Origin of the sequence: Jeotgalibacillus proteolyticus, assembly GCF_002926065.1 — a bacterium.
Classification (GTDB): Bacteria; Bacillota; Bacilli; order Bacillales; family Jeotgalibacillaceae; genus Jeotgalibacillus; species Jeotgalibacillus proteolyticus.
The window spans coordinates 207,546-220,511 of the sequence record NZ_PREZ01000005.1; the positions used below are offsets into that span (position 1 = coordinate 207,546).

The following is a 12,966-nucleotide window of genomic DNA, read 5'->3' on the forward strand; positions in this document are numbered from 1 at the left end:
CCGGCAGCATCGTTTTCTTATTTTACCCAGCCGAGAAGCATTTCACGCAAAAGCTTGCTTGCTGTGTTTGCTGTCTGTTCGGAAGAATCGTAAATCGGAGCGACCTCTACAAGGTCAGCACCAACAACATGTACATTTGAACCGGCAATGGCATGAATGGAGGCTAAAAGCTCGCGGGACGTAATGCCGCCAGCATCCACCGTGCCTGTCCCTGGGGCATGCGCCGGATCTAACACATCAATATCAATGGTTACATACACCGGACGCCCTGCAAGAGTCGGCAGAATTTCTTTAAGCGGCTCAAGCACTTCAAACTTTGAGATGTGCATGCCGTTTTCCTTTGCCCACTCAAATTCCTCCTTCATACCCGAACGGATGCCAAACGAATACACATTTTTCGGCCCGATATGCTCAGCAATTTTACGGATCGGTGTTGAATGAGAAAGCTCTTCGCCTTCATAATCTGTCCGAAGATCTGTATGAGCGTCCATATGAATGATCGCAAGGTCCGGATATTTTTTGGCTACAGCCTTCATCACCGGCCATGATACAAGATGCTCCCCGCCCATTCCAAGCGGAAATTTATTATCCTTCATCAGGCTGTCGATATACTCTTCAATTAAGTCGATGCTTTTGTATGGATTTCCAAATGGCAATGGAATATCTCCCGCATCAAAATACTTAACATCCTCAAGCTCCCGGTCAAGGTAAGGGCTGTATTCCTCAAGACCGATGGACACCTCGCGGATGCGGGATGGGCCGAATCTTGAGCCCGGGCGGTAGCTGACCGTCCAGTCCATCGGCATGCCGTACAATACTGCCTGTGCATCCTCATAGCTCGGATGGCTTTTAATAAACACATTTCCTGAGTAAGCTTCATCAAAACGCATAGTGTTGCCTCCTATTCCGTTAAGTCTTTCACGAATTTCGGAAGAACAAAGGCTGCGTTATGAAGCTCTTTTGTATAGTATTTCGTCTCAATATCATGGAAGCGTTCTTCTTCAACCTTCAATGGATCATGCTTTTTTGAGCCAAGTGTGAATGCCCAAAGTCCGCTTGGATAAGTTGGGATGTTGGCTGTGTAAAGACGCGTAATCGGGAAAATTTCCTTAACGTCGCTCATCACCTGCTTAATTAGGTCACCTTTAAACCAAGGGTTGTCTGACTGTGCAACAAAGATTCCATCTTCTTTAAGCGCCTTTGAAATGCCTGAGTAAAAGCCTTTTGTAAACAGATTGACTGCAGGGCCAACAGGCTCAGTTGAATCAACCATAATGACGTCATATACGTTTTCGCTTTCAGCAATATGCATGAAGCCATCACCAACGATTACTTCTACCCGCTCGTTTTCAAGCTCTCCTGCAATTTCAGGAAGGTATTTTTTTGAGTACTCGATTACCTTGCCGTCGATTTCAACGAGCGTGGCTTTTTTAACAGACGGATGCTTGAGTACTTCACGAATCACTCCTCCGTCTCCTCCCCCTACTACGAGGACATTCTCAGGTTTTGGATGAGTGAAAAGCGGCACATGCGCCACCATTTCGTGATAAACAAATTCATCGCGCTGTGAGGTCATGACCATGCCATCAAGGAAAAGCATATTTCCCCATTCAGCGGTTTCAGCCATTTCAAGATGCTGAAAATCTGTTGTTTCTGTATGAAGCGTTTTATTAATCTTCATTGTAATCCCAAAGTTCTCTGTCTGCTTTTCTGTAAACCAAAGTCCAGCCATATTCATTTCTCCTTTATTGAAACTATAGTTGAATGTTTATCGTCATTATTAAGAGCAGCTTTATGAGTTGTTTTCCACACTAACAAAATAAAAAACGCACATGACAAAATTATAGAGATAAACAGCAGAAATACAAGAGATATATAAGAAAAAATAAAGGGATTTTTTTCTGCTTGTAAATAGGCTGCAGCTGAGAGAACACCTCCCTGCAGGCAGAGCGTTTAAAAATGGTTTAATCCGCTCATACTAACCATTAAAAGACAACTGGGAGTTGGAACGGAAATGGGAAGAATCGAAAGGAGAAAGCACCGCAAATGGACGCGGGCGCTTCGCTACAGTTTACTGTCTATCATTCTGATTATCGGCGTCTTTACCTTCATGACCGTCGGGCTGTACTTTTACGCTAAGACAACGGGTCCTCCTTCTGTTGCCGTCAGCCAATCAAACCTGATTTACTCGATTGAGGACAAGCCAATTGGCGAACGGAACTTTGGAGAAAAAAGATATTGGCAGTCTCTAGAAAACATTGCTCCTGATGTGATTGATGCGACGATCGCCATTGAGGACAGAAAATTTTATAAACACAGCGGCTTTGACTATAAGAGGATTGCCGGGGCGATTGTGGCGGATGTAAAAGCCATGGCAAAGGTTCAAGGAGCGAGTACGATTTCCCAGCAATACGCACGAAATCTTCATCTGTCCCATGAGAAAACCTGGACAAGAAAATTTAACGAGGCTTTATACACCGTACGACTTGAATGGAATTATGATAAAGATAAAATTTTAGAAGGCTACTTAAATACGATTTATTATGGCCACGGTGCTTATGGAATTGAAGCCGCGAGCCAGTTTTATTTCGGTATACCGGCGAAGGAGCTTACACTTGCACAGGCAGCCATGCTTGCCGGTGTGCCTAAATCACCGTCCGGCTATTCACCTGTTGATCATTTTGAAAAAGCAAAGGAAAGACAGGAGCTTATTTTAAGTGAAATGGTCAAGAATGGCGTAATTTCTCAGGCGGATGAATCAAGAGCGATAAGTGAGAAGCTTGAAATTGCAGCCACTCATCCTCATACGGCAGAGGATATTGCTCCTTATTTTCAGGATGCCGTCTGGGCTGAGCTGGAAGGAAAGCTTGGGCTTGAGCCGCATTATTTAAAATACGGCGGCTTAAAAATCTACACAACACTTGACCCGAAAAAGCAAAAAATTGCTGAAGAAGTAATGGCTGAGGTTGTTCCTGAGACGTCAGATATTGAGGTGGGATTTGCTGCATTAAATCCTTCCAATGGGTACGTGGAAGCGCTGATTGGGGGACGTGATTATGAAGCAAGCCCCTTTAACCGCATGACGCAGGCTGTGCGCCAGCCGGGATCCACGTTAAAGCCCATCCTCTATACTGCAGCATTGGAGCATGGATTCACCCCGGCGACAACGATGGTCAGCGAGCAAACGACTTTTTCCTATGATAATGGCAGAGGTGAATATTCACCGGAAAACTTTAACCATAAGTTTGCCAATGATGCGATTACACTCGCTCAGGCAATCGCGATTTCAGATAATATCTTTGCTGTAAAGACCCATCAGTTTTTAGGGGAAAAGACACTTGGAGAAATCGGCAAAAGATTTGGTTTAACGACTAAAATTGACCACCGCCCGGCCGCAGCTCTTGGAACCTCTGAGGTTGTTCCGATCCAGATGGTTAATTCCTATAATCTGTTTGCTAACGGAGGCAACCGTACAGAGCCTGTACTCGTTAGACGGGTGGAAACCTCTGATGGAAAAGTGATCTATGAGAATAAGGAAAAGCCCGTTAATGTTGTAGACCCAAAGATTGCGTTTGTCATGGCACATATGCTTACAGGAACCTTTGATCCCGCTCTTAACGATTATTCAACCGTTACAGGGATTACACTTCTAAATGAAAAAACACGGGAATACGGAGCAAAATCCGGCACGACTAATTCAGACCAGTGGATGATCGGCTTCTCCCCTTCTCTAACAGCTGGAATCTGGACGGGCTATGATAATGGTCAGGAGATCACGTTAAGCGAGGATAAGGCGGTTTCTAAGCTGATGTGGATCCGCTTTATGGAAAGAGCGCTTGAAGGATCGAAAGAGGAATGGCTCGTTCCGCCGGATGGAGTCGTTGCGGTCAATATGGATCCGCATACCGGTATGCTTTCTTCCGATCAGTGCGAGGGTGAACGAACCGCTTATTTTGTGAACAAAACAGAGCCTATTGAGGCATGCTCAGGCGACGTTGATTTTGAACCGCCCGGCGAACCGGTTATGACTCCCCCTGAAGAGCCTGAAGAGATTGATTCAGAAGGCGGCAGATGGCTGGACCGCTGGTTTTAATTAAGCGGCTTTAATTTAAAAAATGCACCTACTTCATACAATAATAAAAAGCCCCGAGGTGTGCGGCCTCGGGGCTTTTTTGTCCTAGTTACACATTTATGCAACTGTAATAGTAGTGTACTCCGTTTCGACAAATTGAGCAATATTGGATGACAAGTTTACGCAAAACTTCACAATTTGTTCACGCTTTAACTTATATTAGTTAACTGTGTCTAAAGCCTCATGCAAAGCAGACTCAGAGTGCTTCCACATGTCCTCATTATGGTTTTTCAAAAAGGCTGCAAGAATCCCTTTTGACTTATCATCCATTTTATCAACGACGATTTTTCGCTTCATTGATTTATCCATTAAATTCACGTGCTCAGGCAGCAGCTTATAGCCTCTTCTTTTCTCGCGGTTAACCACCATTTCACAGGCGGTTACCCCTGCATAATAAGGTCCTTCAGGCTTGCGGTCAATTGTTACCCAGACTAGCCAGTACGGCTTGCCCCCAGCAGAATCCTCGCGATTTTGCGTAAACTTGACTCCTTTTTCCGCTTTTGACCGCGCATGCATTGCGCCAATATCAATTTCAGCCTCTCCCTCATCTACATCGATAATGACAGGGGAAACATTATCAAGGCTGAGAGCCCCTATTCCAAATCCTCCGTGACCGTCAGTCGGATCACTTTTAATAATATTAAACCCTATATTTTTCTTCTTTTTTTCAGTCAAATTCCTTCACTCCTATTCCTTATAATCCAAATAACGTCCCGATAATGACACCGAAAAATTGCTGTATCGCGGGAATCGTTGTATTAAATAATGGGGTGATCGTGTAGTTGCTAAGCGGCGTAATCGCTATTACCAGAAAAAGCAGGCCGCCGTATTGCTCATATTGAGTAAGCTTTGGCCGGATCCGGTTCGGAACAAGATCTGAAATAATCCGGTAGCCGTCCAGTGGAGGCAGTGGAATTAAATTAAAGACAAACAGCAAAATATTTAAGCTGATCATCGTCATCAAAAGTCCGGTTAAAAATAATGGCACCTGAATTCCTGCAATTACAAGAGCTATGTACGCTGTCTGTGCGATGAAGGCAAGCACGAGATTGGTTAAAGGACCAGCCAGGGACACAAGCACTCCTGCCAAGCGCGGATTCTTAAAATAAAAACGATTTACCGGCACCGGCTTCGCCCATCCAAACCCGATAATAAAAATTAAAATTGTTCCAATGGGATCAAGGTGCTTAATTGGATTAAACGTCAGCCTTCCCTGATTTTTAGCGGTAGGATCACCAAATTTATAGGCCACATAAGCATGGGCAAATTCGTGCAGGGTAAACGCAATCAAAAGCGTAATAATGATATAAACAAGCTGTTCAGGGTTATTAAAAAGGGAAAACACGCTTCAACTTCCTTTCATCCGACCATTTTGTCGCGCATCTTACTTGTGTTATCGTGAAGGTCGTTTACACTTAAAGAAGCAGCGGCTATATAGTTTCGATTGTATCACATTTTCGTTCCTGTACACGACGCTGAAGACTGGTAAAGGAAAGGAGTTTTTTTATGCCATATGTAACAGTTAAAATGATTGAAGGCCGTTCTGAGGATCAAAAGAAGGCCTTAGTAGAGAAGGTGACGGATGCGGTTGTTGAAACAACTGGTGCTCCTGCTGAAAAAGTCGTCGTTTTTATTGAAGAAATGACTAAAAGCCATTATGCAGTTGGCGGCAAGCGTTTGAGTGACGAAAGCTAATTAGAACTGAACCGGAATTTCTTAATGACGAAATTCCGGTTTCCTTATTTCTTTTTGACTATTGAAAGATTTAAAAAATGAGTAAGAAAGGGGACAAACATGCAGAGCACCTTACCCTCAGGAATTTTATCTTTAATTTTATTATTTTTTCTCCTATCAGGCTGCACGGGTCAATCCAACCCGGCCCCCAAAGAACATAAGAACGACACTACTCCATTTTTTTCTTCAGACTCTTTTACAACCAGTGATAAAATCCTGCTTACTGAAGGTCTTACTCACCATTCTATCAGTATTCCTTCTTCCTCTGACAGTGCTTATTTTACAGTAGACATTGGTTTTTATACGGAGAAAGCGGATGCTGAAGCGAAAAAAAATGAGCTTATTGACAACAATTTTGATGCCAGGGTGCACCATGTCGTCGACTCCATGCCTAACGACGGTAAAAGCGTTGGCTATGTAGTACAAAGCGGTGAATTAACCGAGCGCAGTCTCGCTGATGAACTGCAAAAAGACCTTCAGGACTTTGGTTATACCTCCGCTCAAATTACCAATACCTCCTATGATGGAACAAAAGAACTGGCCGGCCCTTTAGAGATTAACATTCTGGAGCTTGATCCTACAGTCTTTAAAGGAGAAATTAAAAGTATGCTTGCTCATGATTCTATAACCGGACGCGAAAAGCTGACTGCTATGTCTGCTCGAACAGACGCAATTGCCGGTATAAATGGAGGTTATTTTGTGGTGGAGGAAGAAGATGGGGTTCCCGGCACGCCAGCTGGTCTGACAATTCTAAATGGAGAGATTGTTAGTGAGGCAGCAGGTGAAAGAACAAGCCTTCATTTCAGAGAAAGCACAGTAGAAATAGCTGCAGCCAGAACAAATATAAAGCTTGAGAACCAGCATGGTGAATCTAAAATAGTCCATGGCATTAACCGCTCCCCTGGGCTTATTCGGAATTGCGGTGGATGGCATGATGATAACTTAACTGAACCAAAACATGATGTTACCTGTACAGCTGAAGATGAATTAATCCTTTTTAACCGGGTATTCGGAGATTCAACTCCGGAAGGAAATGGTGTTGAGGCGATTCTTGATGAAGAAGGGATTGTTACTGATGTTTATCAAACGCGCGGCAATCCCATTCCTGATAAAGGGAGAGTCGTTTCTGCAATAGGCGAAGAGGCAAAATGGCTGAAATCTCACGCAAAAGTAGGCTCTGCCTTTTTCATACATTCCGCTGTTTTCACGAATGATTTAGAAATGGACAGAGGCGAGGATATGTTTACTATAAACGGGGCACCGGAGCTACTCAAAAACGGGGTCATCACGGTACCAGCCCATAAAGAAGGCTTCCGCTGGAGTTCTGAGTTCTACTACTATTTCGCTCTTCACCGACACCCCCGCACGATTGTTGGAATTAAGGAGAACGGAAACCTGCTTTTTGTAACAGTGGATGGAAGAAACCCTGAACGAAGTATTGGGCTGAATTTTGTTGAAAGTGCGCAGTTACTTCAGGCGCTGGGGGCTGTTGATGGAATAAATCTTGATGGAGGCGGCTCAACATCGTTGGTGATCGACCAACAGCTTGTTAACTCTCCTTCAGACGAATCAGGAGAAAGACCTATAGGAGATGCACTCATTTTTTCAGATAACGAAACTACAAACCTGCCTCAATAATAGTAATTAACTAGAAAAAGGCTGGCTCAGGGTACTTGCTTCCTGAGACCAGCCTTTTTTAGTCTATTATTTTTGAGTAATCGGTTTTTTCAATAGGCCTACCATAATCGCTGTCACGATTGCACCAATGGCGATTGCCAGCGTGTACAGCAGGATGCTGATCAACCCATCCTCAAGCGTGGCAAATACGAAGATTCCTCCATGCGGTGCGCGAAGGGCAAGGTCAAACCAGAGAGTCATTCCCCCCGCTATAGCAGAACCCACTACTGCGGATGGGATGACGCGTAATGGATCCGCTGCAGCAAATGGGATCGCTCCCTCAGTGATAAAGAACGCACCAAGGAAATAAGCAGATACCCCGGTTTTTCGTTCCTGTTCATTGAATTTACGTTTAAAGAAGGTCGTTGCCAGTGCCAAACCGAGTGGCGGCACCATACCGCCTGCCATTACGGCAGCCTGTGGCCCGAATTGTCCGTCTGCAGCTACAGCAAGTGCAAATGCGTACGCCGCTTTATTGATCGGCCCACCCATGTCGATAGCCATCATTCCACCTAAGAGAATTCCAAGAAGAGCCAGATTTCCTGTTCCGAGTCCGCCAAGCCAGTTAATAACACCCTGATTAATGGCGCTAAGCGGCTGAACGGCCCAATACATGATTAACCCTGTCGCTAAAATTCCGAGTAATGGATAAATCAATACCGGCTTTAATCCATTAAATACAGCAGGTAAATTCTTAAACAATGCCTTCAAGCCGACTACGATATACCCTGCTAAGAAACCGGCAATAATCCCTCCAAGGAAGCCGCCGCCCCCTGTTGCAGCCATCAAACCGCCGACCATACCCGGTGCAAATCCCGGACGGTCCGCAATACTCATGGCAATAAATGCTGCCAATACCGGTACAATTAAGAAGAACGCGTTTTCTCCGCCGATGTAGCTTAAAATATCACCAAATGGAGATCGTTCACCTGTTAGCTGGTCTTCAAATGCAAAGGATGCTGCAATTAAAATCCCTCCACCAACAATGAATGGAAGCATATTGGAAACCCCGTTCATTAGATGCTTATAGACACCTGAACGTCCTTTTCCACCGCCTGACTCTTCCCCATCCTCTGATTTTGAAGAGCCTGATCCCCTATAAACAGGTGCATCCTGTTTTACTGCACGGCTGATCAGCTGTTCTGTTTTACGGATTCCGTCGGTTACCGGCACTTCAATGACATGCTTCCCTTTAAAGCGGTCCATTTCTACCTTTGTATCCGCTGCTACGATGATCGCAACTGCTTGCTCAATATCAGCAGCTGTCAGAACATTTTTAGCCCCGTCTGAACCGTTTGTTTCTACTTTTATCTCAACATTCATTTCCTTCGCTTTGTTCTTTAAAGCATCTGCAGCCATATACGTATGGGCAATTCCTGTTGGACAGCCTGTTACTGCAAGCACTTTTCCTGTAGGAGCAATCGCTGCATTCACATCTGTTTCCTGATCCGCGCCTGATTTAACGTTTTCTGCTTCGTTTTCAGCCGCTTCTTCTTTCTCTTTTTCATCTTCAAAATAAGAAATGAGCGAAATGACTTCATCAGGTGATTTGGCATCAAGGAGTCCCTGCTTTACTTCTTCTTTTAAGAGCAAAACGGATAAACGACTTAACGCTTGAAGGTGAGTATCATTAGCTCCCGCTGTTGCAGCAATCATAAATACCAGGTGGGCCGGTTGACCGTCAAGCGATTCATAGTCCAGACCCGCTTTAGAGCGTCCGAACGCAATCGCCGGTTCCTTTACGGCATCCGTTTTTGCGTGAGGTATCGCTATCCCTTCACCAATTCCAGTAGTTGTCTGATCCTCCCTTGCCTGAATTGCCTCACGATAAGCCTTCGCATCATTTAGCTTTCCTGCACGGTCAAGCAGGCTGACCATTTCGTTAATGGTTCCCTGCTTTTCAGTTGACGTTAATGACAGTTCAATGGTTTGTTTTGTCAAAAGTTCGGTTATTTTCATTTTTCTGACCTCCTTATATTTACCAGTGGCTGATAGTGCTGAATATCATTTATCGTTGCAAGCCCCTCTGAAAAGGCGGTAGACGCTCCGCACGCCATACTGAGAGCCAATGCGTCGTTGATTGTTAAGTCTCTTTCCAGTCCTGCTAAAAAGCCTGCGACAGATGAATCACCTGCTCCTACACTATTTACAAGGTTGCCTGCAGGTGGTTCAGCCACATAAACTTCATCTCTATGAATCAATATAGCCCCTTTTTCAGCCATCGAAATCATCAGATACTCAATATCATGGTGATTGTAAAATTGACGGCCATGCTTTACCGCTTCTTCGATCGTGTTGATTTTCTCACCAACATAGCCGCTCAATTCCTTATGATTAGGCTTAATGAAATGAAGAGGTGTAGTAAGGGCCGGCTCCAGCAGGGATTTCTCTGCATCAATGACTATCTTCATTCCAAGGTCGTGAGCCTTTTTAGCAAGGAGCCCGTAAAGTTTTTTTGGAACGCTTTCCGGAATGCTGCCCGCGAGCACAAGGATATCTCCTTCTCCGTAGCGGCCAATGAGTTCAAACAAAGCCTCAACATCGGTTTCACTGATCGCAGGACCTGCAGCATTAATTTCCGTTTCCTGTTCTGTTTTTAACTTAATATTAATCCTTGAAGGCTCTTCCACATGAATGAAGTCAGCCGTAATCTCTTTATCATCAAGCGACTGTTCAATAAAATGTCCGCTGAAACCCCCGGTAAAACCGGTAGCTGTGCTGTGGATTCCAAGCTCCTTTAACACCTGGGATACATTAATCCCCTTACCACCAGCGAAAAATGCGGTATCATTCGTTCGGTTTAATCCGCCTTCATTGAGCTTGTCCACTCTTACAACATAATCAACTGAAGGATTTAACGTTACAGTTAAAATCATTGTTTCACCTCTTTTACACTTGTTTGTTTATAGTAAAGCGATGCATTTTCCTCAATAGCCTCTGTGATCAAGAACGCTTCTTGAAGTTCACCAAACCGGGCAAAAGCAATCTCTCCAATTTTTTCAGCATCTGCCAGAACAAACACTTCTCTTGAAAGGCTCATTGCTTCGGCTTTCACCTGCGCTTCTTCCGGGTCCGGTGTCGTATAGCCTGATTCATAGTGAACACCGTTCGTTCCCATAAATGCTTTATCAAAACGATAGGCTCTTAACGAATCAATGGCTCCTCTTCCAATCACTGCATTGGTCTTCGGCTTGATCACACCGCCTGTTAAGTAGGTTCGGATGCCTTTTTTCATCAATTCATCCACATGCATAAGCCCATTTGTGACAACAATCAGGTCTTCATCCGGTAAAAATTCGATAAGCTGTTTCGTCGTCGTGCCCGCATCAAGAAAGATACAGTCTCCTTTCTCAATAAAGGACGCCGCTAAACGGGCAATCTCTCTTTTTTGATGAAGGTTTTTGGCTGATTTCTCATCCATGCTCGGCTCATCTGTTTTTTTTTCCATTAATCTTGCTCCACCGTGAATCCGCTTAATAAACTTCTTTTTTTCAAGCTCCGTCAGATCACGTCTAATGGTGGATTCAGAAGCTCCAGTTGCTTCAATCAAGTCCTGAATCTTCACCGTTTCCCTCGACTTCACTTTATCTAAAATGATGGAATACCGTTCTTCGGTCAGCATATCCATTCTCCTTTTCCAACTAACTATATGTTCATTATAAAGAGAACGCTTACAAAAATCAATCATAAATAACCAAAAACAATCAAAAACGGTCAAAATAATCATAGCCTGCCTGTTTAATGTATTAATAGTAAACAAATTTCACGTTTTGATCAGCGGTTGCATGTCCTGACTTCAATTCATTTCTATTTAGTCCGGTTAACTTTTTTAATTTTTATGAACTTTATTGGAACGAAGACCAGAGAGAATTACGGTTCCTCAAACTAATGCTATTCTCCTTATTAAATCTAATTTCAGCTTCCCGCTGCTTCCTGAAAAAAACAAAAAAATTGTTAAATGTGCAAATACCCCTTGACTTGAGAATGATTATCATTATAATTTGAGTAGTGATGATAACTATTATCAATTAAATCACTACATAAGGAGTGCACCATATGAAAAACACTTGGAATTTATTCTGTTTAGCATTGATCCTTGCGATCCTGACTGCGTGCGGCAATTCAGGTGAAGAAGAATCGACTTCAAATGAAAGCGGTTCTACAGACGAATCTGAAGAATCCGCTGGCGAAGTAAATTTATATACTGGTCGTCACTATGACACAGATCAGGCATTATACGATCAATTCACAGAAGAGACCGGCATTAAAGTCAATGTCATCCAGGGTAAAGATGATGAGTTAATCGCCCGTCTTGAACGTGAAGGACAGGCTTCTGAAGCTGATGTATTTATGACTGCTGATGCTGGCCGACTTCATCGTGCAGAAGATCTTGAGTTACTTCAATCTTTTGAAAGTGACGTTTTAAATGAGAACATCCCGGAAAACCTGCGTGAAACTGATAACCAGTGGTATGGCCTTACAAAGCGTGCCCGTATTATCGCTTACCATCCGGACCGCGTTAACCCTGAAGAAATTCAAGATTACTCAGATCTTACAAGCGAAGATATGGCCGGACGTGTATTGATTCGTTCATCAGACAACATATATAACCAGTCTCTTGTTGCCTCTATGATTGCCATTGATGGTGAAGAAGCTGCAAAAGAATGGGCACAGGGAATTGTAAACAATATGGCACGCGACCCTGAAGGCGGAGATCGTGACCAGGCAAAAGGCATTGCTTCCGGTGAAGGTGATGTAGCTGTTATGAACACGTACTACCTTGGTCAAATGCTTAATTCTGAAGACGAAGAAGAAGTAAAAGTAGCAGAACAGCTTGAAGTTGTATTCCCTAATCAGGACACAACAGGTACACATATTAACATCAGTGGTGCCGGAATCACTTCAAGCAGTAAAAACGTTGAAAATGCTCAGAAATTCATCGAGTTCCTTTCATCCGAATCTGCCCAGGAACAATTCGCAGAAACAAACTACGAATACCCTGCAAACCCTAATGTAGAAGCATCTGAACTTCTTCAAAGCTGGGGCGAGTTCAAAGAGCAGGACATTAACCTGAGTGAACTTGGTGAAAACAACAACCGTGCCATCCAGATTATGAATGAGGTTGGCTGGAAATAAGATGATCAAAACCCTGCCGTACACCGGCAGGGTTTTTGATATGTTAAGGCTGCGCTTGACACATATTATTCATAGAAAAGACATAATCCGCTTTAAATCTGCTCAATTTAACATATTCACCCCCGCCAGCCAACTTAAATTAAGCCTTTTCATCTATACAAATTAAATGAGAACTGTTATCATTATCGGGAACGGTTTATGTGTTAAGCCGAAGATTTGAATTGTTTTAAGGACGTGTCCCTTGTGAAGCTGTTTCGTAAATTGCCTGGCTATTTAAATATATGGAC

At 43.7% G+C, this 12,966-nt stretch carries 11 protein-coding genes; 4 read left to right on the forward strand and 7 right to left on the reverse strand.

Going from position 1 to position 12,966, the window contains the following annotated elements:
• Positions 1-17: 17 nt before the first annotated feature.
• Both speB and speE read right to left on the reverse strand, forming a co-directional pair.
• Entirely contained in the window at positions 18-890 is an 873-nt protein-coding gene (gene speB, locus C4B60_RS14145; protein WP_104058673.1) for an agmatinase, read from the reverse strand.
• Positions 891-901: 11 nt separating this feature from the next.
• On the reverse strand, positions 902-1,732 hold the full coding sequence (gene speE, locus C4B60_RS14150; protein WP_104058674.1) for a spermidine synthase: 831 nt from the start codon (positions 1,730-1,732) through the stop codon (positions 902-904).
• Positions 1,733-2,014: 282 nt separating this feature from the next.
• Between speE and C4B60_RS14155 the strand changes: the two genes are divergently transcribed.
• On the forward strand, positions 2,015-4,093 hold the full coding sequence (locus C4B60_RS14155; RefSeq protein ID WP_104058675.1) for a transglycosylase domain-containing protein: 2,079 nt from the start codon (positions 2,015-2,017) through the stop codon (positions 4,091-4,093).
• Between the two features lie 198 nt (positions 4,094-4,291).
• On the opposite strand, the gene C4B60_RS14160 is transcribed toward C4B60_RS14155, so the two are convergent.
• Together C4B60_RS14160 and C4B60_RS14165 are read right to left on the reverse strand one after the other, a co-directional pair.
• Positions 4,292-4,807, reverse strand: coding sequence for a YwhD family protein (locus C4B60_RS14160; protein ID WP_104058676.1), 516 nt, complete (start codon positions 4,805-4,807; stop codon positions 4,292-4,294).
• Positions 4,808-4,826: 19 nt separating this feature from the next.
• A complete protein-coding gene (locus C4B60_RS14165) occupies positions 4,827-5,477 on the reverse strand; it encodes a site-2 protease family protein (RefSeq protein ID WP_104058677.1) in 651 nt (216 codons plus the stop codon).
• Positions 5,478-5,614: 137 nt separating this feature from the next.
• On the opposite strand from C4B60_RS14165, the gene C4B60_RS14170 reads away from it, so the two are divergent.
• Both C4B60_RS14170 and C4B60_RS14175 read left to right on the forward strand, forming a co-directional pair.
• Complete coding sequence (locus C4B60_RS14170) at positions 5,615-5,827, forward strand: 2-hydroxymuconate tautomerase (RefSeq protein WP_280632279.1); 213 nt, start codon at positions 5,615-5,617, stop codon at positions 5,825-5,827.
• Positions 5,828-5,926: 99 nt separating this feature from the next.
• The gene (locus C4B60_RS14175) at positions 5,927-7,504 is read left to right on the forward strand and encodes a phosphodiester glycosidase family protein (RefSeq protein ID WP_104058679.1); all 1,578 of its coding nucleotides are present in this window, start codon (positions 5,927-5,929) and stop codon (positions 7,502-7,504) included.
• Between the two features lie 66 nt (positions 7,505-7,570).
• Here the strand turns inward: C4B60_RS14175 and C4B60_RS14180 are convergent, their stop codons facing one another.
• The 3 genes from C4B60_RS14180 to C4B60_RS14190 are packed head-to-tail and all read right to left on the reverse strand — an operon-like array spanning position 7,571 to position 11,165.
• Positions 7,571-9,502: a PTS fructose transporter subunit IIABC gene (locus tag C4B60_RS14180; protein ID WP_104058680.1), complete on the reverse strand. Its 1,932-nt coding sequence runs from the start codon at positions 9,500-9,502 to the stop codon at positions 7,571-7,573.
• Positions 9,499-10,419: a 1-phosphofructokinase gene (pfkB, locus tag C4B60_RS14185; RefSeq protein WP_104058681.1), complete on the reverse strand. Its 921-nt coding sequence runs from the start codon at positions 10,417-10,419 to the stop codon at positions 9,499-9,501. The genes C4B60_RS14180 and pfkB overlap by 4 nt, the downstream gene beginning before the upstream one ends.
• A complete protein-coding gene (locus C4B60_RS14190) occupies positions 10,416-11,165 on the reverse strand; it encodes a DeoR/GlpR family DNA-binding transcription regulator (RefSeq protein WP_104058682.1) in 750 nt (249 codons plus the stop codon). Before C4B60_RS14190 ends, pfkB begins: the two co-directional genes overlap by 4 nt.
• 434 nt (positions 11,166-11,599) lie before the next feature.
• Between C4B60_RS14190 and C4B60_RS14195 the strand changes: the two genes are divergently transcribed.
• A complete protein-coding gene (locus C4B60_RS14195; protein WP_104058683.1) occupies positions 11,600-12,679 on the forward strand; it encodes a Fe(3+) ABC transporter substrate-binding protein in 1,080 nt (359 codons plus the stop codon).
• Positions 12,680-12,966 lie beyond the last annotated feature (287 nt).